Origin of the sequence: Photobacterium sp. 53610 (assembly GCF_036409375.1) — a bacterium.
Taxonomy (GTDB): Bacteria; Pseudomonadota; Gammaproteobacteria; order Enterobacterales; family Vibrionaceae; genus Photobacterium.
In genome coordinates this window covers 1-22213 of sequence record NZ_JAXOFS010000020.1, presented here as the reverse complement: position 1 = coordinate 22213, position 22213 = coordinate 1, and the positions used below count along the sequence as shown (strand labels likewise).

Annotated in this window: 21 protein-coding genes and 1 other annotated feature (1 of these 22 cut by a window edge); of the genes, 6 read left to right on the top strand and 15 right to left on the bottom strand. The window is 51.5% G+C overall.

Annotated elements, in window-relative coordinates; all coding sequences use genetic code 11:
- Positions 1 to 5 (top strand) — a sequence feature (Phe leader region) (it extends 116 nt beyond the left edge of the window).
- A gap of 38 nt (positions 6 to 43) precedes the next feature.
- On the top strand, positions 44 to 1222 hold the full coding sequence (gene pheA, locus SPK40_RS22255; RefSeq protein WP_330961947.1) for a prephenate dehydratase: 1179 nt from the start codon (positions 44 to 46) through the stop codon (positions 1220 to 1222).
- A 73-nt stretch (positions 1223 to 1295) separates the two neighbouring features.
- Here the strand turns inward: pheA and tyrA are convergent, their stop codons facing one another.
- Both tyrA and SPK40_RS22245 read right to left on the bottom strand, forming a co-directional pair.
- Entirely contained in the window at positions 1296 to 2423 is a 1128-nt protein-coding gene (gene tyrA / locus SPK40_RS22250) for a bifunctional chorismate mutase/prephenate dehydrogenase (RefSeq protein ID WP_248144083.1), read from the bottom strand.
- Between the two features lie 15 nt (positions 2424 to 2438).
- Positions 2439 to 3509 carry a 3-deoxy-7-phosphoheptulonate synthase gene (locus tag SPK40_RS22245; protein WP_330961946.1) on the bottom strand — a complete coding sequence of 357 codons (1071 nt, stop codon included), beginning with the start codon at positions 3507 to 3509 and terminating at the stop codon, positions 2439 to 2441.
- Between the two features lie 217 nt (positions 3510 to 3726).
- Between SPK40_RS22245 and SPK40_RS22240 the strand changes: the two genes are divergently transcribed.
- The 3 genes from SPK40_RS22240 to SPK40_RS22230 all read left to right on the top strand — a co-directional run bounded on the left by SPK40_RS22240 (position 3727) and on the right by SPK40_RS22230 (position 7878).
- Entirely contained in the window at positions 3727 to 5406 is a 1680-nt protein-coding gene (locus SPK40_RS22240) for a sensor histidine kinase (protein WP_330961945.1), read from the top strand.
- The gene (btsR, locus tag SPK40_RS22235; RefSeq protein ID WP_330961944.1) at positions 5403 to 6116 is read left to right on the top strand and encodes a two-component system response regulator BtsR; all 714 of its coding nucleotides are present in this window, start codon (positions 5403 to 5405) and stop codon (positions 6114 to 6116) included. The genes SPK40_RS22240 and btsR overlap by 4 nt, the downstream gene beginning before the upstream one ends.
- Positions 6117 to 6381: 265 nt before the next feature.
- On the top strand, positions 6382 to 7878 hold the full coding sequence (locus SPK40_RS22230) for a carbon starvation CstA family protein (protein WP_330961943.1): 1497 nt from the start codon (positions 6382 to 6384) through the stop codon (positions 7876 to 7878).
- Positions 7879 to 7961: 83 nt separating this feature from the next.
- Here the strand turns inward: SPK40_RS22230 and SPK40_RS22225 are convergent, their stop codons facing one another.
- The 6 genes from SPK40_RS22225 to ffh form a co-directional block, all read right to left on the bottom strand.
- Entirely contained in the window at positions 7962 to 8243 is a 282-nt protein-coding gene (locus tag SPK40_RS22225) for a hypothetical protein (RefSeq protein ID WP_036749247.1), read from the bottom strand.
- 308 nt (positions 8244 to 8551) lie between these two features.
- Positions 8552 to 8905, bottom strand: a complete 354-nt coding sequence (gene rplS / locus SPK40_RS22220) for a 50S ribosomal protein L19 (protein WP_036749250.1) — start codon at positions 8903 to 8905, stop codon at positions 8552 to 8554.
- A 32-nt stretch (positions 8906 to 8937) separates the two neighbouring features.
- Positions 8938 to 9687, bottom strand: a complete 750-nt coding sequence (gene trmD, locus SPK40_RS22215; protein WP_248144075.1) for a tRNA (guanosine(37)-N1)-methyltransferase TrmD — start codon at positions 9685 to 9687, stop codon at positions 8938 to 8940.
- Positions 9688 to 9713: 26 nt separating this feature from the next.
- Positions 9714 to 10247 carry a ribosome maturation factor RimM gene (gene rimM, locus SPK40_RS22210; RefSeq protein WP_248144212.1) on the bottom strand — a complete coding sequence of 178 codons (534 nt, stop codon included), beginning with the start codon at positions 10245 to 10247 and terminating at the stop codon, positions 9714 to 9716.
- Positions 10248 to 10274: 27 nt separating this feature from the next.
- Complete coding sequence (rpsP, locus tag SPK40_RS22205; protein ID WP_027253536.1) at positions 10275 to 10526, bottom strand: 30S ribosomal protein S16; 252 nt, start codon at positions 10524 to 10526, stop codon at positions 10275 to 10277.
- A gap of 170 nt (positions 10527 to 10696) precedes the next feature.
- Positions 10697 to 12064, bottom strand: coding sequence for a signal recognition particle protein (ffh, locus tag SPK40_RS22200; RefSeq protein ID WP_330961942.1), 1368 nt, complete (start codon positions 12062 to 12064; stop codon positions 10697 to 10699).
- Between the two features lie 272 nt (positions 12065 to 12336).
- On the opposite strand from ffh, the gene SPK40_RS22195 reads away from it, so the two are divergent.
- On the top strand, positions 12337 to 13131 hold the full coding sequence (locus SPK40_RS22195) for a cytochrome C assembly family protein (RefSeq protein WP_248144071.1): 795 nt from the start codon (positions 12337 to 12339) through the stop codon (positions 13129 to 13131).
- Between the two features lie 140 nt (positions 13132 to 13271).
- Positions 13272 to 14549, top strand: coding sequence for an HlyC/CorC family transporter (locus SPK40_RS22190; RefSeq protein ID WP_330961941.1), 1278 nt, complete (start codon positions 13272 to 13274; stop codon positions 14547 to 14549).
- An 87-nt stretch (positions 14550 to 14636) separates the two neighbouring features.
- On the opposite strand, the gene luxS is transcribed toward SPK40_RS22190, so the two are convergent.
- The 7 genes from luxS to SPK40_RS22155 form a co-directional block, all read right to left on the bottom strand.
- A complete protein-coding gene (luxS, locus tag SPK40_RS22185) occupies positions 14637 to 15155 on the bottom strand; it encodes an S-ribosylhomocysteine lyase (RefSeq protein WP_330961940.1) in 519 nt (172 codons plus the stop codon).
- 52 nt (positions 15156 to 15207) lie between these two features.
- Positions 15208 to 15822: a transglycosylase SLT domain-containing protein gene (locus SPK40_RS22180; protein ID WP_330961939.1), complete on the bottom strand. Its 615-nt coding sequence runs from the start codon at positions 15820 to 15822 to the stop codon at positions 15208 to 15210.
- Between the two features lie 139 nt (positions 15823 to 15961).
- On the bottom strand, positions 15962 to 17551 hold the full coding sequence (gene gshA / locus SPK40_RS22175) for a glutamate--cysteine ligase (RefSeq protein ID WP_330961949.1): 1590 nt from the start codon (positions 17549 to 17551) through the stop codon (positions 15962 to 15964).
- Positions 17552 to 17742: 191 nt separating this feature from the next.
- Positions 17743 to 20595: a M16 family metallopeptidase gene (locus tag SPK40_RS22170; RefSeq protein WP_330961938.1), complete on the bottom strand. Its 2853-nt coding sequence runs from the start codon at positions 20593 to 20595 to the stop codon at positions 17743 to 17745.
- Positions 20596 to 20625: 30 nt separating this feature from the next.
- Entirely contained in the window at positions 20626 to 21048 is a 423-nt protein-coding gene (locus tag SPK40_RS22165; RefSeq protein ID WP_330961937.1) for a YqaA family protein, read from the bottom strand.
- Between the two features lie 3 nt (positions 21049 to 21051).
- Positions 21052 to 22002: an NADP-dependent oxidoreductase gene (locus tag SPK40_RS22160; RefSeq protein WP_330961936.1), complete on the bottom strand. Its 951-nt coding sequence runs from the start codon at positions 22000 to 22002 to the stop codon at positions 21052 to 21054.
- A partial coding sequence (locus tag SPK40_RS22155; protein ID WP_330961935.1) for a hypothetical protein occupies positions 21999 to 22213 on the bottom strand: 215 nt, incomplete at its 5' end. The genes SPK40_RS22155 and SPK40_RS22160, both read right to left, overlap by 4 nt.

The following is a 22213-nucleotide window of genomic DNA, read 5'->3' as shown; positions in this document are numbered from 1 at the left end:
TTTGTAAGCATCATCAGAATCACAGCACAGACAGGAACGCAGCATGACCAAAAGCTATCACTCACTGGATGAGATCCGCAGCGAAGTCACCCGGATTGATAATGAAATTCTGGCACTGCTGGGCGAACGGCGACAGCTCAGCCTAGAAGTGGCCAAAAGTAAAATCAAAACCACGAAACCGGTCCGGGATCTGGAAAGAGAGCAGGCGCTGCTTATCCGACTGATAGAAAAAGGCAAGGAACATCAGCTTGATGCCAGCTACGTCACTCAAATTTTTCACACCATCATTGAAGATTCTGTGCTGTTCCAGCAAGCCTACCTGCAAAAACTGACGAACCCAGACAGCCTGCAGCCTGTCGCTCGGGTCTCCTTTCTCGGTGCCAAAGGCTCCTACTCTAATCTCGCCAGCCGGCAATACTTCAGCCGGAAACAGACCCAACTGGTGGAAATGAGTTGTTCCAGTTTCCGTGAGGTAGTCAATGTCGTCGAAACCGGCCAGGCCGATTACGGTGTCTTACCCATTGAGAACACCAGTTCGGGTTCCATCAATGAAGTTTACGATCTGCTTCAACACACCAGCCTGTCGATTGTCGGTGAAATCACTCAGCCGATTGAACACAGTCTGCTGACGGCCGTGCCTTCGACGCTGGAACAAATCGACACCCTGTATTCTCACCCGCAGCCCCACCAGCAGTGCAGCGAATTTCTCCATAACATGGGGGAAATTAAGCAAGAGTACACCTCCAGTACGGCTGAAGCCATGCAGCAGGTCGCCGAGTTAAAGCTGCCGAATGTTGCGGCAATCGGGAATGCCTCCAGCGGCGAACTCTATGGTCTGACGCCACTGAAAACCGGGATTGCAAACCAGCATGAAAACTACACCCGCTTTATTGTGGTCGCGCGCAAGGCCGTGGATGTGACACCGCTGATCCCGGCAAAAACCACTCTGATCATGTCCACCGGCCAGAAACCCGGTTCACTGGTGGAGTGCCTGCTGGTTCTGCGTAACCTCAATATTAATATGGCCAAACTGGAATCCCGCCCTGTCATTGGTAACCCGTGGGAAGAAATGTTCTATATGGACGTTGAAGCGAACCTGAAAGCGGATGTGATGCAGCAGGCGCTGGAAGAACTGACCGGACTGACCCGATTCATCAAAGTCCTGGGATGTTATCCAAGCGAAAACGTCAAACCAGCAGAAGTGGATTATCTGGAAGATTAAGCAGAGTAGAAAAACGAAAAAGGCCAGCGATATGCTGGCCTCTTTTTTATCCTGTTGATCCTGATTTTCAGTATCAGGCTCGGTGAGCCGCGTCATTGGCCTGACGCAGCAGAGACTGACTTTCCTTCATGAAGCGTCCGGCATAATCGCCAAACCAACTTTCAACCTGAGCGAAAGCCTGTCTGAAAGCGGCCTTATCCTGATTCTCCAAAATCTGAATGGCTTCGCCGAAACGCTGATGGAACCGCTTAATCATCGCCAGATTCTGCGGAGACGACATAATGATATCCGCATACAATTGTCCGTCCTGCGCAAACAAGCGACCTACCATGGCCAGCTCAAGCCGGTAAATTGGTGAACTGAGTGACAGTAACTGTTCCAGTCGTGGATCTTCTTCCGCGAGATGGACGCCATACACGAAGGAAGTGAAGTGACGCAGCGCCTGAATCAGCGTCATCCCCTGATCGTGCTCGATCGCACTGATCCGGTTGAGACTGGCGCCCCAAATCTGAATTTGCTCCAGCAACCACTGATAATGCTCCGGAAGTCGGCCATCACAGTAAACGACAACCTGTTTCGCCAGACTGCTGATATCCGGGCCAAACATCGGATGCAGACCAACGACTGGCCCTTCATGCACTTCCAGCATGGTTTGCAGAGGGCCACTCTTGATAGAGGTCAGATCCGCCAAAATGCAGTCTTCCGGTAACTTCGGCAACCGGCGGATCACTTGCTCCGTCAGATGAATCGGCACCGTCACAACCACCATACCGGCGTCAGCCAGTAATTCTTCCGCCTGATCCCAGTCCTGACTGCCGAGCTTACGAACCTGATACCCTGAAAGTGTAAACAAACGGCAGAATAAGCTGCCCAGCTGGCCGTAACCACCAACCACGACAATGGGTCGCAACTCCGGTTTCAGACATTTAAAACCAGAGTCATTCTCACTGGCATACGACTCCCGCATGGTACGGCGCAGAATATCCTCAATCAGATCCGGCGGTACGCCCTGTTCTGTCGCTTCCTGACGCCGGGACGCCAGCATTGCAGCCTCCCGGTCCGGTGCGTAAATCGGCAGACCATGCTGACTTTTCACATGGCCCACTTCTTCTACCAGTGCCAGACGGCGCGCCAGCAACGCCACCATCTGCTTATCAACTTCATCAATTTGATCTCGGAGCGTGCTCAGTTCAGCTACCATTCGTCTGTTTTTCCGTTATTGAATACGATCTTGCAGGAAGGGAATCAGTTCCAGACGGGCCTGACGCAGCAGACTTTCTGTATCTTCCCAATTAATACAGGCGTCGGTAATGGACACACCATAAGCCATATCGCTGCGATCCAGATCCGCGCTCTGATTGCCTTCGTTCAAATGGCTTTCCAGCATCAGGCCAATCACGGAACGGTTTCCTTCACGGATCTGATGGATGACATCTTCCGCCACCAGCGGCTGACGACGGTAATCTTTGCGAGAATTTGCATGCGAACAGTCTACCATCAAGGCCGGAATCAGACCCGCCGCTTTCATCTCATTTTCACACTCAGTGACCGAGACGGAATCATAGTTCGTCTGTTTACCGCCGCGCAGGATTACGTGTCCGTCCGGATTCCCCTGTGTGTTGAGCAGAGCAACCTGACCTTCGCGGTTGATCCCCATAAAACGGTGGCCCGACGCTGCCGCCTGCATCGCATTGATAGCAGTTCCCAGGCTACCATCTGTACCGTTTTTAAAACCAACCGGCATCGACAGACCACTGGCCATTTCACGGTGAGTCTGGGATTCGGTGGTTCGGGCCCCGATCGCCGCCCAGCTGAAGAGATCTCCGATGTACTGCGGGCTGATCGGATCCAACGCTTCCGTTGCCAGCGGGATCCCCATTTCAACCAGATCAATCAGCAACTGGCGGGCAATATGCAACCCTTCTTCGATCTCAAACGAACCGTCCAGGTGCGGATCGTTAATCAGGCCTTTCCAGCCCACTGTCGTCCGGGGTTTTTCAAAGTAGACGCGCATCACAAGGTATAGCTGATCGCCAAGCTCCGCAGCCAGTTCTTTAAAACGTCTGGCGTAATCTTTCGCGGCTTCTACATCATGAATAGAACAGGGACCACAGACCACCAGCAAACGGTGATCACGCTTATGGATAATGTCGGCAACCGTTTTACGTGATTGCTCAATAAACTTCAGCGCAGTATCGCTGACCGGCAGTTTCTCCTTTAACTGCTGTGGCGTGATCAGGACTTGTTCATCCTGAATATGGACATTATTCAACACATCTTTCTGCATGGGGCCATCCTGAGTCTGCTATACCTTGGGTGTAAAAATTTAATTACAACAGGATTTCCCCTGTCTGTTAGAGACAATAACAACTGATTTTTCATGGGGCAAGATTGTGTAAAGAAAAAATACCAATCGTAAATATTAATTTACACACGGTATATGGAATTGCCTTTCGTCAAAAGAGCGCTACCATAACCGCCACATTCGCAAAAACGACACCACCATGGAACTGATCCTCTCTTTACTGCAGCAGCTGAGTGTTTATCTGGTACTGGCTTACCTGTTGAGTAAAACACCACTCTTTATGCCTGTCACCACTGTGTCCGGCAGGTTATCCCAGCGCTTTGCCTGCTATGTCCTGTTTTCCCTGTTTTGTATTTTAGGCACCTATTTTGGTCTGCATATTGAAGATGCTATTGCCAACACCCGGGCAATTGGCGCAGTCATGGGCGGACTGCTTGGCGGGCCGGTTGTCGGATTCGCAGTTGGCCTGACCGGCGGCCTGCATCGTTACAGTATGGGCGGGTTTACAGATGTTGCCTGTGCAATCTCGACGACGGTTGAAGGCTTAATCGGCGGGATCATGCACAGCTATTTTGTCCGTCGCAGTAATTTCGACGCAATTTTCCGCCCGCTGACCGTCTTTGCCATCACCCTGGTGGCTGAAATTTTTCAGATGGTCATCATTCTCATGGTGGCCGATCCCTTCGACAAAGCCTACAGCCTGGTCAGCGCCATTGCGCTGCCCATGGTAATCGCCAACTCGGTCGGGGCCGCGCTGTTTATGAGCATTATCCGGGACAAAAAAACCATCTACGAAAAATATTCCGCAGCCTTTTCCAGCCGGGCCCTGAAGATTGCCCAGCGCTCGGTCGGTATTCTCAGTCAGGGGTTCAATCAGGAAAACTCCAAGCAAATTGCTCGCATCGTTTATGAGGAAACCGGCGTGGGTGCAGTTTCCATTACCGACCGTGAAAAAATACTGGCCTTTATTGGTATCGGTGATGATCACCATTTACCGGGAACACCGATCTCTTCTGACCAGACAAAACAGGCCATTGAAAACTGTGAGCTGGTTTATGCCGACGGCTATGAAGTCCCATACTGCTGCTCACTCTACGACAAATGTAAGCTCGGTTCGGCACTGGTGATCCCGCTGATTGGCGGCAATCATGAGGTGATTGGCACCATTAAACTTTATGAACCCAAGCGTAAGTTGTTTTCCACCATCAATCTGACGCTGGGCGAAGGCATCGCCAAACTGTTGTCCAACCAGATCCTGACCGGTCGATACAACCGCCAGCAAACACTGCTGACTCAGGCCGAACTGCGGCTGCTGCAGGCTCAGGTCAACCCTCACTTCCTGTTTAATGCCCTCAATACCATCAATGCCGTGATCCGGCGGGATCCGGATAAAGCCAGACAGTTGATCCAGCACCTGTCACAGTTTTTCCGGCGGAATCTGAAGCAAAATATCGAGACCGTCACGCTGGAAGAAGAACTGCAACACGTACATGCTTATCTGGAAATTGAACGAGCCCGTTTTGCCGATCGGTTGCAGATTGAAGTGAAGGTTGACGACAGCCTGCTCAATATCAGGATTCCGACCTTTACGTTGCAGCCTCTGGTGGAAAATGCCATCAAGCACGGTACCTCGAACCTGCTGGAGAGCGGACAGCTCACCATCAACGCCTATCAGGCACAGGATCGCATTATCCTGGAAGTCCGGGATAATGCCGGGTTATATCAGCCTGTCGGTGAAGAAAGCGGACTGGGCATGAAAATTGTCGACAAGCGACTGAAGAATCAATACGGCCAGGAGTATGGCCTGCAGATGAGCTGGGAGCCGAACCAGTGGACTCTGGCCACCATCAGCCTGCCGAAGGAGAACGGACACCCATGATGAAGGCACTCGTCATTGATGATGAACCCTATGCACGCGAAGAACTGATCGACCTGCTGCTGGATTGCGGCGGTGTTGAGATCATTGGCAGTGGCGGCAACGCGATTGAAGGGCTGAAGATGATCAACAGCCTCAAACCAGAAGTGGTCTTTCTGGATATCCAGATGCCGCAAATCACCGGCATTGAGCTGCTCAGCATGCTGGACCCGGACACCATGCCCAAGGTGGTTTTTGTCACCGCCTATGATGATTACGCCATCAAAGCCTTTGAAGACAATGCATTTGACTATCTGCTGAAACCCGTCGAGCAGGCCCGGCTGCAGAAAACACTGACCAAGCTGAAGCGGGAGCTGCGTCAGCCGGACTATACGCCCCTGCTGAGTGAAATGCTGGAGTTGATCCCCTGCAGCGGCCACCACCGTATCCTGCTGCTCAGTCCGGCAGACATTGAACTGGCGTTTTCAGATTTATCCGGTGTGCACGTCGTCACCAAAGAGACCCGGGCGACCACGCAGCTGACGCTGAAAATACTGGAAGAGAAAACCCCGTTGATCCGGTGTCACCGGCAGTATCTGGTTCACCCGCAGGCCATTCGTGAAATTAAGCTGCTGGAAAACGGACTGGCAGAAATTACCACTCTGCACGGCCAGCAAGTACCGGTCAGTCGTCGCTACCTCAAAGAAATCAAAGACCGCTTTGGCCTGAGCTGAGTCCGCACCAGTCGGAACAGTCCTGCTGTTCCGGCTTTTATCCATTGCCCCCCCCACCAGCATGCCACTGGCTCTTCCAGCCAGCCACTCAGGCTTTCACGCAACCGCTCGCCGGGAACAGCCACCACTTAATCTGTTTATCGACCACTCAGTATCACCATACAACCACTCAGGGATTTTGGCCGTGCGTCTGTTTCGTGAGCCGCTAAGATGCCAGTCTTGATAGTTCACTAACTTAATTACCCTACAAGAGTGAGGCACAGATATGGCCTGGTTTTTGACTTGTGTCGCTGCGTTGATCGGCGGTTACTTTATCTACGGTACTTTTATTGAAAAAGTATTCGGCATTAATGAAAAGCGCCAGACACCAGCTTACAGCAAGCAGGACGGCGTTGACTTTGTTCCGATGTCGAAGAAAAAGGTTTACCTGGTCCAACTGCTGAACATTGCCGGTGTCGGCCCGATCTTCGGTCCGATCATGGGTGCCCTGTATGGCCCGGCAGCCATGCTGTGGATTGTTCTGGGCTGTATCTTCGCCGGCGCAGTTCACGATTATTTCTCCGGGATGCTGTCTGTTCGCAACGGCGGAGCCTCCGTCCCCAGCCTGTCTGGCCGTTACCTGGGCAATGGCGCCAAGCACTTCATGAACATCTTTGCCATTGTCCTTCTGCTGCTGGTCGGTGTGGTCTTCGTATCAGCCCCTGCGGGGATGATTACCAACCTGGTGAACGAACAAACTGACCTGACAGTCTCCATGTCAACCATGGTCGGTGTCATCTTTGCCTACTACATTGTGGCAACGATTGTCCCCGTGGATAAAATCATTGGCCGTTTCTATCCGCTGTTCGGTTTCCTGCTGATCTTCATGTCCGTTGGCCTGATTACAGCTATTGCATTCTCCAGTGATTACACGCTGCTGGGTGACTATGAAATCAGCCAGATGCTGACCAATATGAACCCGAAAGACATGCCACTGTGGCCTGCCCTGTTTATCACCATTGCCTGTGGTGCAATTTCCGGTTTCCACGCCACACAGTCTCCGCTGATGGCACGCTGCATGGAGAATGAGAAAAACGGCCGCTTTGTTTTCTACGGTGCAATGATCGGCGAAGGCGTGATTGCTCTCATTTGGTGTGCGCTGGCGCTGTCTTTCTTCGGTTCAGTTGAAAACCTATCAGACGCGGTTGCAAACGGTGGGCCGGGCAACGTCGTTTACAGTGCCTCTTTCGGTCTGCTGGGTGTTGCCGGTGGTGTGATTGCTTTCCTGGGCGTCGTCATTCTGCCAATCACTTCAGGTGATACAGCATTCCGGTCCAGCCGCCTGATTCTGGCTGAGTACTTCAATATGGAGCAAAAGAGCCTGCGCAACCGTCTGCTCATGGCCGTCCCACTGTTCGTCATTGGCGGCATCCTGACTCAGGTCGATTTCGGAATCATCTGGCGCTACTTTGGTTTTGCCAACCAAGCCACTGCGGTCATGATGCTCTGGACGGCATCGGCTTATCTGCTGCGCCATAACAAGCTGCATTGGGTAACCACGATTCCGGCAATCTTCATGACAACGGTCGTGATCACCTTCATCCTGAATAACAGCACGCTGGGTTTTGGTCAGCCCATGACAGCCTCAACCATCATCGGTATTGCTGCTTCCCTGGCGATTACCGTTTATGTCATCATGATTTCCAAAGGGAAAGGTGACCTGACTGAAGATGAAGCTGAAGTGAAGTCTGTAAAATCAAATACCAAAGCAACCACGGCTTAAACGCGTTTGCAGCCTGGGTGCAGAAAAGCCAGCAATCTCTTGCTGGCTTTTTTATTGGCCTCTCGAAAGAGCGCTTAGGGGAATTAATCTAATACTTTTGCAATATGGGTAATAGATGCTCTGCCTTCACGAGGTTTATAAATGGTCACCATCGCCGGATACGTTACTGAACCCGGAATCACCACCTCAGCATTGCAGAAAAACTTAAAGTTCACGCCATTTACAACCTGCTGTGCGAACGCGACCGGCTGATACTTCACACCAACAAAGCCTTGAAACGCTTCATCAAAAGCAAGCTTAGCTTCGGATGACAATTGATCTTTAAATGGGCTGAACGCGCCAACAACACTCAATGTTTCACTCATTATTTTATCCTTCGTAAGTTTCAACTGAAATTACGTGATACTAAAACACGGTGATCTCACGTCATCACAAGGTTAGACCGACCAGAGAATAATACTTCCCTTCTTCACGACTTCGATTCTAAAACCAAGCAGTACCCCCCCTTTTAGATGAGGAGTGATGAAAAAAGCCACACAGCATTGAGAGGTAAAGTGCTGAAAATAGTCAGTATCAGAAGCGTGAATGAATTTGTAGGATGGTTTTTCTGAAAACATAAAAAAAGCCCGCCAAATTGGCGGGCTTCTCAATACGCGTCTTTCGTGTCGCGTTATTATTTTTTGGCCAGCTTCTCTTTGATACGAGCCGCTTTACCAGAACGCTCACGCAGGTAGTACAACTTGGCACGACGTACTGCACCACGACGCTTAACAGTAATGCTGTCTACGATTGGAGAGTGAGCCTGGAATGCACGCTCAACACCTTCACCGTTAGAGATCTTACGAACAGTGAAAGCAGAGTGCAGACCACGGTTACGCTTAGCGATAACAACGCCTTCAAACGCCTGCAGACGCTCACGCTCACCCTCTTTTACCTTAACCTGAACAACAACAGTGTCACCTGGTGCAAAATCAGGCAGGTCTTTTTTCATTTGCTCTTGCTCAAGAGCTTTGATGATATTACTCATTGGTATATACCCTAGAATAAACTGATACTAAATTAACTCATGGCTTGCCGGTATTCGCGGATAAACTCCGCCAACAAGCACTCCTGATCGTCAGTCAGAGCTAGGTTTTCCAGGAGCTCTGGTCTTCTCAGCCAGGTACGACCCAGCGATTGTTTCAATCGCCAGCGGCGAATATCCTTATGGTTTCCAGACAACAGTACCGGGGGTACTGCTTGTCCGTCTAACACTTCAGGACGTGTGTAATGCGGGCAATCCAGCAAACCATTCGCAAAAGAATCTTCTTCTGCTGACGCAAAGTCTCCCAGTACGCCCGGCACAAACCGCACGACTGCATCGACTAAGGTCATGGCTGGCAGTTCACCACCCGTCAGCACAAAATCTCCGATAGACCATTCTTCGTCTACCTCTTGTTGGATAATGCGCTCATCGACCCCTTCATAACGGCCGCAGATTAAGATCAAATCTTCGTTCTGCGCCAGTTCCTCAACACCCGCCTGATCCAGCTTACGGCCTTGAGGAGAGAGGTAAATCACTTTCGCCCGGCCCTGAGCAGATTCTCTGGCAGCATGAATGGCATCGCGCAAAGGCTGCACCATCATCAACATACCAGGTCCGCCGCCGTATGGTCGATCATCAACCGTACGGTGTTTATCGTGCGTAAAATCGCGGGGATTCCACGTTTCTACAGACACGAGGCCTTTTTTTACCGCCTGACCTGTTACCCCAAACTCAGTAATAGCCCGGAACATTTCAGGGAATAGGCTGATTATTCCTATCCGCATGGTTCTTTTCGCTCTTACTGAAAAGGTTAAAACCCAGGATCCCAGTCAACTTCGATCCGTTGAGCAGTGCGATCAATCGACTTGATGACCTGCTCATCGAGGAACGGAATTAAACGTTCCTTCTGTCCAAAAGCATCTTTCAGGTTGGCTTTGACCACTAGAACGTCATTAGAACCGGTTTCAAGAATGTCCGTCACTTTACCCAGGTCGTAACCTTGGATTGTCACAACAGTCATCCCCATCAATTCGCGCCAGTAGAATTCTTCATCTGACAGCGCCGGTAATTGATCGGCAGGTACGTTAATTTCCGCGTTGGTCATTACCTGGGCGTCTTCACGGACATCCAGGCCTTGCAACTTGGCAACTAATCCCTGACCATGACGTTTCCATGCTTCCACATGGAAGGTCTGCCATTCACCTTTCATCTTTATCAGCCATGGCTGATAAGCGAAAATGCTTTCGGCTTGTTCTGTGTAGGAAAAAACTTTGAGCCACCCTTTGATACCATAAGTGGCACCGATTTTACCGACAACGACGTGGTCTTGGTTGTGTGAACTCATTGCTTCTCTTCTACCCATTCACTAATCTTAAGCAGCTGCTTTAGCAGCATCTTTGATCAGCTTCGCTGCGCGGTCAGACACAGTTGCGCCTTGACCAACCCAGTGATTTACACGGTCCAGGTCCAGACGCAGACGCTCTTCCTGACCAGTTGCCAGTGGGTTGAAGAAACCTACACGCTCGATGTTACGACCGTCGCGCGCAGCGCGGCTGTCAGCAACAACGATGTGATAAAATGGACGCTTTTTCGCGCCGTGACGTGCCAAACGAATGGTTACCATATCGTCCTCTTTGCATTACTGTAAATAAAATCGGCCCCGCGATAAAAACGGGGCCCGTGCCAAATAAAGCCTCGGAATTTTACTCTTTCAACTCGCGAATGCAACTGCTTTAGCTACTTTTTCACCAGTAAAATTCTCACCCGAGATTAAAAAACAAGCAATTGAAGCAATTAGCGCCCAGGGAACATGCCGCCACCCGGCATCATACCTTTCATCTGGCGCATCATATTCTTCATGCCGCCCTTCTGCATTTTCTTCATCATCTTCTGCATCTGGGTAAACTGTTTCAGCAGACGGTTCACATCCTGAACCTGAGTACCGGAACCTGCTGCAATCCGCTTCTTGCGAGAACCCTTGATCAGCTCTGGACGCTCACGCTCTTTTGCCGTCATGGAATTAATGATGGCTTCCATCTGTACAAAGACTTTGTCATCGACCTGATCTTTGACATTGCCCGGCAACTGAGACATACCCGGCAGCTTGTCCAGCATGCCCATCATGCCGCCCATGTTCTTCATTTGCTGCAGCTGACCACGGAAGTCTTCCAGATCAAAGCCTTTCTTCTCTTTGAACTTCTTCGCCAGCTTCTCAGCTTTTTCTTTATCGACATTACGTTCCAGGTCTTCGATCAGCGACAGAACATCGCCCATGCCCAGAATACGGGAGGCAACACGGTCCGGATAGAAAGGTTCCAGTGCGTCAGTTTTCTCACCCACACCCAGGAACTTAATCGGTTTACCTGTGATATGACGGACAGACAGCGCCGCACCACCCCGGGCATCACCATCAACTTTGGTCAGGATCACACCGGTCAGCGGCAGAGCGTCGTTAAAGGCTTTAGCTGTATTTGCGGCATCCTGACCTGTCATGGCATCAACCACAAACAGGGTTTCGACCGGATTGGCCGTCTGATGAACAGCGATGATCTCGTCCATCATCTCGCTGTCGACGTGCAGACGACCCGCGGTATCGACAATCACGACATCGTAGAATTTACGCTTACCGTGCTCAATGGCCGATTCAGTAATTACAACCGGTTTCTGATCCGGTGAAGACGGGAAGAAATCAATGCCGATATCAGCTGCCAGCGTTTCCAGCTGTTTAATCGCTGCCGGACGATACACGTCAGCAGACACCACCAGCACCTTCTTCTTATGGCGCTCTTTCAGCAGTTTACCCAGCTTACCCACACTGGTGGTTTTACCGGCACCCTGCAAACCAGCCATCAGAATCACAGCTGGCGGCTGGCTGGCCAGATCCAAAGCTTCGTTCGATTCGCCCATGACGGCTTCTAATTCCGCCTGAACGATTTTGATAAATTCCTGGCCTGGTGTCAGACTCTTGGAGACTTCTGTTCCGACAGCACGCTCTTTGACGCGCTTGACGAAATCCCGGACAACCGGCAAGGCAACATCGGCCTCCAGCAATGCCATACGCACTTCGCGCAGGGTCTCTTTGATGTTGTCCTCGGTCAGACGGCCACGGCCGCTGATATTTTTCAGCGTTGACGATAAACGCTCGGTTAAATTGTCAAACATGTGTGACTCGCTCGTTACGCACTCATTTTGTGCCAGTATACCGCAATCAGTGAACGGGTTTCATGCCATACCTGCTGCCTGTGTCAGAAATCTTACCTTTTGCCGTGCAAAAGCAGCGCCGGATGTCCCGGTAAACAGGCAGCCGGACCAGAAAGTGCGCACTGTCCCACAGGATTGATCCCCCTGTATCATTGTCGTGCTATCCGTTCACAAGGTATACTCACTAGTCCTAATTTACGATCTTTTCAGATGTTACGAACTTTTCAGGTGTTATGGATATATTGATAGCCTTTTCTGCAGCTTGTTTATATCTGCTGGCGCTGGCATTTATCGTGCCCGGCCTGAGCCATAATAATGGCATTCAATCACGACCAGTACTGATCAGCGCTACGGCGGCCATTGTACTGCATGTCGTTTTTCTGAAAGATCTGATTCTGGGCGGCGTCGGCCAGAACCTGAGTATTCTCAACGTCGCTTCCCTGATCAGCCTGATTATTTCAGTGATCACCACAGTGGCAATGCTCCGGATGCGGCTCTGGTTCCTGCTGCCCGTCATTTACAGTTTTGCGGCAATCAATCTGGTCGCGGCTGCCATTCTGCCCGGCGCCTTTATTACACACCTGGAATCTCACCCGCAGGTCCTGTTCCATATTTCTTTGGCACTCTTTGCCTATTCAACCCTGATGATCGCGACGCTGTATGCGATCCAGCTGGCATGGCTCGATTACAAGCTCAAACACAAGAAGCTGGCATTTAACCCGAATCTGCCGCCGCTGATGCTGGTAGAGCGCCAGCTATTTAAGATTATTCTGGTCGGCTATGTCCTGCTGACGGTCACGCTTATTACCGGATTTATTTACCTGCAGGATATGTTTGCACAGGGCAAAACACACAAGGCAGTGTTATCCATTCTGGCCTGGTGCGTCTACAGCGTCATGCTGTGGGGACACTATCGTCAGGGATGGCGGGGCAAGAAAGTCATCTGGTTCAGCCTGATTGGTGCTTTCCTGCTGACACTGGCGTACTTCGGCAGCCGCTTCGTGAAAGAAATCATTATCGGTCATTAATGACAATCCAGATAACCGGATCCATGCTTAAGCATGAAGAAAGTTGACCATGGGCTGGTATAATTGCCAGCCTGCACTTGACACCCATACTCAGATTCAGTACAGAGTACAAATTCACCGCGATACAAGGAACTAGCTTTTTGGACGATATATCCACGGGAGTCTTATTCTCCATTCTGGTATTACTGCTCCTGATCTCCGGATATTTTTCCGGCTCTGAAACCGGCATGATGGCGCTCAACCGCTATAAACTCCGTCACCTGGCCAGCCAGGGACACCGCGGGGCAAAGCGAGTTGAAAAACTGCTTAATCGCCCGGACCGTCTGATTGGCCTGATCCTGATCGGCAACAACCTGGTCAACATTCTGGCTTCTGCCATCGCAACTATTCTGGGCATGCGACTGTACGGCGATGTCGGTGTCGCCATTGCCACCGGTGCGCTCACCATGGCGGTACTGGTCTTTGCAGAAGTGACTCCGAAAACACTGGCCGCTTTGTATCCTGAGAAAGTTGCCTATTCCAGCAGTATCTTGCTCCAGCTGCTGATGAAATTAATGTATCCGCTGGTCTTGTTCGTCAACGGGATCACCAATGGATTCCTGCGTCTGCTGGGTCTTCGCGTCGATAACATGAACGACTCCCCGCTCAGCTCCGAAGAGCTGCGTACCGTGGTCAATGAAGCCGGCAGCCTGATCCCGCGTCGTCACCAGGACATGCTGTTGTCGATTCTGGATCTGGAAAACGTCAAAGTTGAAGATTTGATGGTGCCCCGAAACGAAATCGTCGGTATCAATATCAACGACGACTGGAAATCAATTGTGCGCCAGCTCAGCCACTCCGCCCATGGCCGGATTGTCCTGTACCGCGACAGTATTGATGAAGTGGTCGGCATGCTTCGGGTGCGTGAAGCTTACCGTCTGATGATGGATAAGAACGATTTCAGTAAAGAAAATCTGCTGCGGGCCGCGGATAAGATGTACTTCATCCCGGAAGGCACACCTCTGAATATCCAGTTGCTGAAATTCCAGCGCCGTAAAGAGCGAATTGGCCTGATTGTGGATGAATACGGTGATATTCAGGGCCTGATCACGCTGGAAGATATTCTGGAAGAGATTGTCGGTGAATTTACCACTTCAATCTCCCCGACTCTGGCCGAAGAAATTACTCCGCAGAGTGACGGCAGCCTGTTGATTGAAGGCACTGCAAATATTCGTGAACTGAACAAGAGCCTGAACTGGGATCTGCCGACTGACGGTCCGCGGACCCTGAACGGCCTGCTGCTGGAGCACCTGGAAGATATTCCGGACAGCATTCTGAGCGTGTCTGTGGCAGGCTACCAGATGGAAATCGTGGAAATCTCCGACAACATGATCAAACAAGTCAAAATTCTGCCGACTCAGCTTCGCAAAACCGGCTGATCGCCATCATAAGAGCCTGTTAAGAATGAAAAAAAGCCAGCTTTTCAGTGCTGGCTTTTTCTTTTGCATCCAACCGGCACCGAAAAGCTATTTCACTTTCAGTTCCTGAAGCATGCTCTCTGGCAGTGCAAGCTCTTCATTCTTGTTCACATCGATACCCCGATCCAGAATGTCCTGTGCAATCTGCTTCGCCTCTTCCAATGAATGCATGCTGTAAGTACCGCACTGATATTCATTCAGCTCAGGGATCTGCGACTGAGCAGCAACTTTCAGCACATCCTCCATTGCGGCCCGCCAGCTGTCAGCGACCTGCTGCTCATCCGGAGCACCAATCAGGCTCATGTAAAATCCGGTCCTGCACCCCATTGGGGACAGGTCAATAATCTCGACCTGATCAGAATTCAGATGGGCACGCATGAAACCGGCAAAGAGATGTTCGAGGGTATGAATTCCCCGTTCAGACAGAATCTCATGGTTGGGTCTGCAGAAGCGCAGATCAAAGACGGTGATGGTGTCGCCTTTCGGCGTCTGCATGGTTTTGGCAACACGCACAGCCGGTGCATGCATCTTGGTGTGGTCAACCGTAAAACTATCAAGTAATGGCATTATATCCTTCTCCTTTGCCTGTCTTTCCTGTTGCTCAGCCAGCCACCTTCATTCAGAACGGCCACCAGCTGCGATTCTCTTCGAGCTCCTGCCGGCACTGCTTGAGCTGCCAGCCATAAGATTTCGCCTGCTGATCAACCTTGCGGGATACCTGCAGCAAATTGGGCTTACTCCGGTAAGTTCCCCGGCTGTATCCGCCCCGTCCTTCATGATAGGCCAGATACTGATGATACGCATCCCACTTGGAAATCCCCAGTTGGCGCTGTGTTTCCGCGGTATACCAGCCAATGAACATCAGCGAGTCATCAAAACTGGAGCGGGAGCCCCAACTCCCTGTCGCACGCTGATAGTCCTCCCAGGCGGGATCCTGTGCCTGAGCATAACCATAAGCACTGCTGCTGCGAAACCAGGGGATAAAGCCGAAGACATAAGGACGGGGGGGTCTTGCATCATGACGAAAAGCACTTTCCTGACGCACAAAGGCCATGGCGACCTGAATCGGGGTGCCCCAACGCTTTTCCATTGCCAATGCATCTTCATACCAATCGGGGTATTCCCGAAAAATATCACATAAATTGGCCTGATTTTTGGGTGGTGATGTCGCACAACCTGTTGTTAACAAAGCCAACAGTATCAGCGCCAGCCATTTTTTTTTCGCCAAAAGCATTTTTTCATTCCCTGAAGTGGAACCAAAGTGAAAATGGCAGGTCTGATACTATGACTGGCAGTGTAAACTGTCGTCATCCCTGCGAAATTGTAATTATTGATTGGGCAGCAAGGTCGCTGCCCGTTTTTTTATCCGCCGCTCACGCTTCCCGAAACGCATTCGCTTCCAGATCAGCAAAGTAATCAGCCAGGAACGCCTCGAAAGACAACACATCCGACTGTTCAATCTGCTGCTGTTTCGCTACAGAATCCGCGGCTTCCTGCTCAAACTCAGCCAGAGAATAACGGCTGTAGCCATTCGCCTTCAACCATTCTGAATGTCTTACAGCCAGCTCCAGACCGAAATTACCGATGCCTTCGTGCGCTTCAATCTGGCGCAGAACTTGTGCAGATAACGTCAGATTTGGATTATCAATCCAACCAGCCAGTTTCGTCAGCGTCTGCTGGTATGCATCACCGCCGTGAGCCTGGTCCATCACAATCGCGACTTGTTCCAGTTCAGCAAACACATGCTTCGCCCACTCAGCCAGGGTTAAACGTTCTCCACTGCAGCCAATCTGAAGCTGCAGTTCTGAATCGCGGCCGCCTAGCACAACTTTTTTCCAGTTATCACGCCAGCATGCCAGTTCAGCGTCATTCATTTCATCTGAAGGCGACAGAACGGTCCAGATCAGGAAGAGATCCAGAAAACGCACCTGATCTGCAGTGATCCCAATCGGGCTGAACGGGTTCACATCCAGTGAACGCACTTCAATATATTCAACACCGCCGCGACTGAGTGCCTCTGAAGGTTTTTCACCGCTTTGCGTCACCCGCTTCGGACGGATCGGAGCATACAATTCATTTTCGATTTGCAGCACATTGGTATTGAGCTGGCGCAGTTCCCCATCGACTTTGACGCCGATTTCAGCGAACTCTTCCGAAGGGGTATGAATGGCTTTTTGCAGGCCCTCTAAATACTGCTCCAGGCTATTAAACCCAATTCTGAGCGCACTCTGAGCATGATTGGTATATCCCAGATCACTCAGGCGAAGTGCTGTCGACTGCGGCAGAAAGTAAGTACCTGCTCCGGTCTTGCTGAACTTGAGATGCTCGGCATCCCGTTTCAGGAATGAACCACAGAGCGCAGGAGAAGCACCGAACAGATACGGAATCAGCCAGCCAAAACGGTAATAGTTACGAATCAGTGCAAAATACGCATCGGATACCGCCGCCTGGCGTTCGCTGTCGCTTTGCTCACCAAACAGCTGCTCCCAGAAGCTGTCCGGAAAGGAAAAGTTGAAATGCACGCCTGAAATAATTTGCATCACACTGCCATAGCGACGTTTCAGTCCCTCACGGTACAGTGTTTTCATCCGGCCGATATTTGAACTGCCGTATTGAGCCAGCTGAATGTCCGATTCATCACCGACATAACAAGGCATGGACATTGGCCACAGCATCTCTTCGCCCATTTGGCTGTAGCTGAATTTGTGGATATCAGACAATTGAGACAGAAGTTCGTCGACATTTCTTGATACCGGAGTAATAAACTCCAGCAAAGATTCTGCAAAATCGGTCGTGATCCACTGATTGGTCAATGCCGAACCCAGGCCTGCAGGATGGGGTTGGGGGGATAACTTGCCTTGCGGGGTAATTCGTAACGCTTCCCGTTCCAGGCCGCGCCCGATTTGTGTCAGCGCTTGTGGGTTCGCCGACACTCTCTCTAACCTTTGCGAAAAATCCATCAGGCTCTTCTCAATTCTTTCTATCACAGGGGAGCTAGGGTAATCATAATTCTGGTTGATTACCATGATTATTGTTGATTTAGAAAAGGGTTTCCTGCCGGGATAATAACAACCATAAGAAAAGCCGGCACATCAGGTGCCGGCTTGGATTTTCAACTGAATATAACCTGAATCATCAGATCATTATGCTGTCATTATTGCTCTGGAGTCAGCTGGTGAACAGGTCGTCCCAGCGTTTTCAGCTGCGGCAATAATGTCGCCGAATCACCGACCACAATAATCTGATAGTCTTCCGGATTAAACCACTTCTCAGCCAATGCATTCAGACGCTCTTTGCTGATTGTTGCCGTCAGCGTATTGCGCTGAGACACAAAGTCATCGTCCAGATGATATGTCATGATCTGACGCAGCAAATCTGCTTTATCACTTGGCGTTTCATAGCTCAGTGCTTCCTGCTGCCCGACCGCCAGGCGCATAAAGGCCAGCTCTTCATTCGTCAGGCCGTCCTGACTGTACTTCTGCAGTTCCTTGATCATTTCCTGAATGGACGGCAGCGTGACATCTGCGCGTACCTCAGCATAAAACAGAGAAGAGCCGACTTCTTTGTTACCGACCTGATAACCGCCGGCACCGTAGGTGTAGCCTTTATCCTCACGCAGGTTCAGATTGATCCGGCTGTTGAAGTTCCCCGCGAGGTTAAAATTCGCCAGTTGGATCTCAAACTGCTCGCCAGTCGCATCAAACGGCAGACCACGACGGACAAAACGGACTGCGCTTTGCGGCGCTCCCGGTTTATCAATCAACCAGACAGCAGGCTGAGTCTGAGACGGAACGACCGGTGTCACATAAGATGGCGCCGGGGCACCTTGCCACTGAGACAAAAATGCCAGATCTGATTTGAGCTCAGACGGCAGGATATCGCCGACCACCGCTATCTGCGCTCCGTTGGGCGTATAAAAACGCTGATAAAACGCTTTCACATCATTGAGGGTAATCCCCTGAATTGACGCCATGGTCCCTTCCGCAGGACGGCCAAAGACGGTCTTGCCATACAGAACTTCCCGGGTCGCCTGACTGGCCAGCCAGCTCGGACGCTGGTGATCGTACACCAGGCCTTCCAGCGCCTGCTGTTTCACACGGGCAAAATCATCTTCTTTGAAGGCTGGCTCAAACAGACGCTCCTGTAAGATCGCCAGGGTTTCCGGAAGATATTTCTTCAGCGTCGTCACGGACACGACGGTACCGTACATGCCTGGGTCAAAGTTGATCGTACTGCCCAGTTTATCCAGTCGGGATACCAGGTCTTCAGAGGAGCTGCGCAGGCTGTCTTCCGCCATCATGGCGGCGGTCAGTTCAGCCAGTCCGTTCTTTCCGGCAGGCTCATAGCGGCGACCGGCAGGCAGCACCATCTGAAGCTCAACCGTTGGTGTTTCGTTGTAATCGGTGCCCAGCACCTCAATCCCGTTCGCCAGATTCAGGCGGTACAGTTCTGGAACCTTCGCTGTTACCGGCGCTGAAGGCTGCGGCATCACCGAACGGTCAAAACTTTCATGCTGCGGTTCGCGCAAATTCAGTTCGTTGTCTGTCAGATGCTGGTGCTTGGGAATAATCCGGTCTGCAGGCTGATAGTTCGCTTTGGCTGCAGCCATATCCGTGCGTCCGTTCGGCACAGTGCTGAGCACCACTTTCGGCTTGTTCTCAACATAGCGTTTGTATACCGCTTCAACATCCGACGGCTGAAGATCGCGCAGATTTTTCAGCTCAGTTCCCAGACGGTTCGGATTGCCGTAGAACGTCTGATAGGCCGCCAGCTGCGCTACCTTACCGTGAACACTTTGCAGGCCAAAGATAGCTGACGCTTCCGCCATACCCTTCATTTCATCCAGATCTTTCTGGTTGACTCCCCGCTGTGCCAGACTGCCCAATACCGTACTGACATCATCATAAATTTGATTCAGCTTGCCCTGTTCGCCACTCTGCCCAATCGCGTACACATACAACGTACAGGCGAGTTCGCCACAATCGTGATAAGCCCCGGCATCAACAACTTTGCCGGTTTTCACCAATGCCTGATACAGCATGCTGTTCTGACCGCCACCTATGACTTTCGCCAGCATATCCAGCGAGGCATCGTCTTTCGCGCCTTTATAAGATGTCGGCCAGGCCATCATCAACATCGGTTGACGAATATTATCTTCCAGCGTCAGGAAACGGTCTGTATTCAGTTTGACGGGCTGTTTGGCCGGATTCTCAACCTTCGGACCACGCGGAATGTCCCCGAAATACTTCTCAACCCAAGCCAGGGTCTGTGCTTTATCAAGGTTGCCGCCAATTGTCAGCGTCGCATTATTCGGTCCGTACCAGCGCAGGAAAAATGCTTTCAGATCATTGACGTCCACCCGGTCCAGATCTGCAACATAACCAATGGGCTGCCAGGAATAAGGATGGGTCCGCGGGAAAAGCGCTTCGCCGATACGTTCATTCACCAGCCCGTAAGGGGTGTTTTCATAACGCTGGCCCCGCTCATTTTTCACCGTGGCACGCTGGATCTCAAACTTGTGCTGAGACACCGCACTTAACAGAAATCCCATGCGGTCCGATTCCAGCCACAGTACTTTTTCAAGCTGATTTGAAGGCACAGTTTCAAAATAATTGGTTCGGTCCCGGTTGGTCGTACCGTTCATCGAACCTCCGGCTTCAGTGATCAGGCGGAAATGCTCCTGATCGCCGACGTGCTTGGACCCCTGAAACATCATGTGTTCAAAGAAATGGGCAAAACCGGACTTGCCCAGTTGCTCGCGCGCTGAGCCGACATGATAGGTCACATCCACATGAACCAGCGGATCCGAATCATCCTCATGAAGAATCACGGTCAAACCGTTATCCAGCACGTACTTACTATAAGGGATCACCACATCATTGCCGGTATTCGATACACTTTCCACAAAGTGCACACCATCGGGCAAAGATTGTGACTGCTCGGGGGACGTCTGACTACTGCATCCGCTCAGGACCAGTAACACAAGGCTCAGAATCCGCTTTTGCACGTTCGCCTTCCTTCTATTTGGGGTTATCAATCAAAACAGCAGCGCTAACAACGCATACCGCGCAGCTTTGCCAGCCAGAATAAACAAAGCACAGAGTCCGGCGCGCATTCGCAGCCAGCCTGCAGCCAGGCAGAGGGGATCACCGACAATGGGCACCCAGCTCAGCAACAGACTCCAGTACCCGTACTTTTTTATCCAGCGGACAGCTTTATTATGACTCTGATTTTCTTCAGAAGTTTTATCAGGAAAGCAACGTCCCAGATAAAAACTCACCATCCCGCCCACAGTGTTGCCTGCAGTGACCACGACAACCAGGATCCAGGCCGGGTATGACGACTGTGTGAGGGCTGCCAGCAGACCCGCTTCCGAGCCGCCCGGCAATAAAGTGGCACTCAGTAGTCCGGAGAAAAACAGCCCCCACAACAAGGCTTCTCCGGACCAGCTCAATCCCATGCTTCAGCCTTTTATCGACAGGACAACCTTGCCCCGTGTCCGGCCGGTTTCAATCTGACGATGGGCATCCGCCCCCTGTTGCAATGGGAATTGAGCCGCAATATGAATACGCAGCTCTCCCTTTGCCAGCATCGCCAGCATGTGTTCGTTTTGTGTCACCGATGGGGAGACCAGCATGCCCTGCGCATGCAACCCGGCAACTTTTGCAGAGGCGTTGACCGCTTCGGCAGTGATGGTAGGCACGGTCACAACACGTCCGCCGGGTTTCACGCAAGCAAGCGCAACGATCCCCACGTCACCGCCGACCAGATCGATCAGGACATCAACAGGCTGGATCTGCGTCTTCAGATCGCCGGCTTGATAATTCACGGCTTCAGCCCCCAAGCCAGCAACAAACGCCAGGTTTTCTGCCGAACAGCTCGCCAGCACTTCAGCACCTTTCACATGCGCCAGCTGCACCGCCAGATGGCCGACGCCGCCCGCCCCTGCCAGAATTAACACGCGCTCTTTCGGTTTCACTGAAGCTTTCTCCAGCGCCTGCCAGGCTGTTTGTCCGGCAAGCGGTAAGGCTGCGGCCTGTTCAAGTGATACGCCGTCCGGCACTTCACTCAGGCTACTCGCTTCAACCAGAATCTGCTCACTGTATGCCCCGCCATCCAGCGGAAAACCGATGAACCCGCAAACCCGCTGTCCGATTGTCCACTGCGTCACATCCTCGCCAACAGCCAGAACCGTTCCGGCCATATCATAACCAGGCACCCAGGGCAGTTTGTCTTTGTTCTGCTGCGCCGCCCAGCCCAGACCGGCACGGGTTTTGGCATCAATCGGATTCACTCCGGCAAATGCAATCGCCACAAGTACCTGCTCTCCCTGCGGAGCGGATAACGTTGCAGACTGCAATTTCAGACAGTTGGCATCGCCGAATGCCGAGATAGCAAGCTGTTGACATGTCATGTGTTGTTTTCCTTCTGATTCCGTTGGAATTCCTTCACGCCAGCCAAAACTACCGCTTTCTGCCCGGAAATACCAGCGCCGCTGGTCAGTCGGATTGAGGGGGGATTGAAAAGTTCAGAGTATAAAAAAACCCGGCACGAGGCCGGGTTTAAAAAGATGGCGCGTCCGGGAGGATTCGAACCTCCGACCGCCTGGTTCGTAGCCAGGTACT

Excerpts from the sequence above, each read along its gene's own strand:
- pheA (WP_330961947.1), top strand. The coding sequence starts at position 44 with ATGACCAAAAGCTATCACTCACTGGATGAGATCCGCAGCGAAGTCACC.
- tyrA (WP_248144083.1), bottom strand. The coding sequence starts at position 2,423 with ATGGTAGCTGAACTGAGCACGCTCCGAGATCAAATTGATGAAGTTGAT.
- SPK40_RS22245 (WP_330961946.1), bottom strand. The coding sequence starts at position 3,509 with ATGCAGAAAGATGTGTTGAATAATGTCCATATTCAGGATGAACAAGTC.
- SPK40_RS22240 (WP_330961945.1), top strand. The coding sequence starts at position 3,727 with ATGGAACTGATCCTCTCTTTACTGCAGCAGCTGAGTGTTTATCTGGTA.
- btsR (WP_330961944.1), top strand. The coding sequence starts at position 5,403 with ATGATGAAGGCACTCGTCATTGATGATGAACCCTATGCACGCGAAGAA.
- SPK40_RS22230 (WP_330961943.1), top strand. The coding sequence starts at position 6,382 with ATGGCCTGGTTTTTGACTTGTGTCGCTGCGTTGATCGGCGGTTACTTT.
- SPK40_RS22225 (WP_036749247.1), bottom strand. The coding sequence starts at position 8,243 with ATGAGTGAAACATTGAGTGTTGTTGGCGCGTTCAGCCCATTTAAAGAT.
- rplS (WP_036749250.1), bottom strand. The coding sequence starts at position 8,905 with ATGAGTAATATCATCAAAGCTCTTGAGCAAGAGCAAATGAAAAAAGAC.
- trmD (WP_248144075.1), bottom strand. The coding sequence starts at position 9,687 with ATGCGGATAGGAATAATCAGCCTATTCCCTGAAATGTTCCGGGCTATT.
- rimM (WP_248144212.1), bottom strand. The coding sequence starts at position 10,247 with ATGAGTTCACACAACCAAGACCACGTCGTTGTCGGTAAAATCGGTGCC.
- rpsP (WP_027253536.1), bottom strand. The coding sequence starts at position 10,526 with ATGGTAACCATTCGTTTGGCACGTCACGGCGCGAAAAAGCGTCCATTT.
- ffh (WP_330961942.1), bottom strand. The coding sequence starts at position 12,064 with ATGTTTGACAATTTAACCGAGCGTTTATCGTCAACGCTGAAAAATATC.
- SPK40_RS22195 (WP_248144071.1), top strand. The coding sequence starts at position 12,337 with ATGGATATATTGATAGCCTTTTCTGCAGCTTGTTTATATCTGCTGGCG.
- luxS (WP_330961940.1), bottom strand. The coding sequence starts at position 15,155 with ATGCCATTACTTGATAGTTTTACGGTTGACCACACCAAGATGCATGCA.
- SPK40_RS22180 (WP_330961939.1), bottom strand. The coding sequence starts at position 15,822 with ATGCTTTTGGCGAAAAAAAAATGGCTGGCGCTGATACTGTTGGCTTTG.
- SPK40_RS22165 (WP_330961937.1), bottom strand. The coding sequence starts at position 21,048 with ATGGGATTGAGCTGGTCCGGAGAAGCCTTGTTGTGGGGGCTGTTTTTC.
- SPK40_RS22160 (WP_330961936.1), bottom strand. The coding sequence starts at position 22,002 with ATGACATGTCAACAGCTTGCTATCTCGGCATTCGGCGATGCCAACTGT.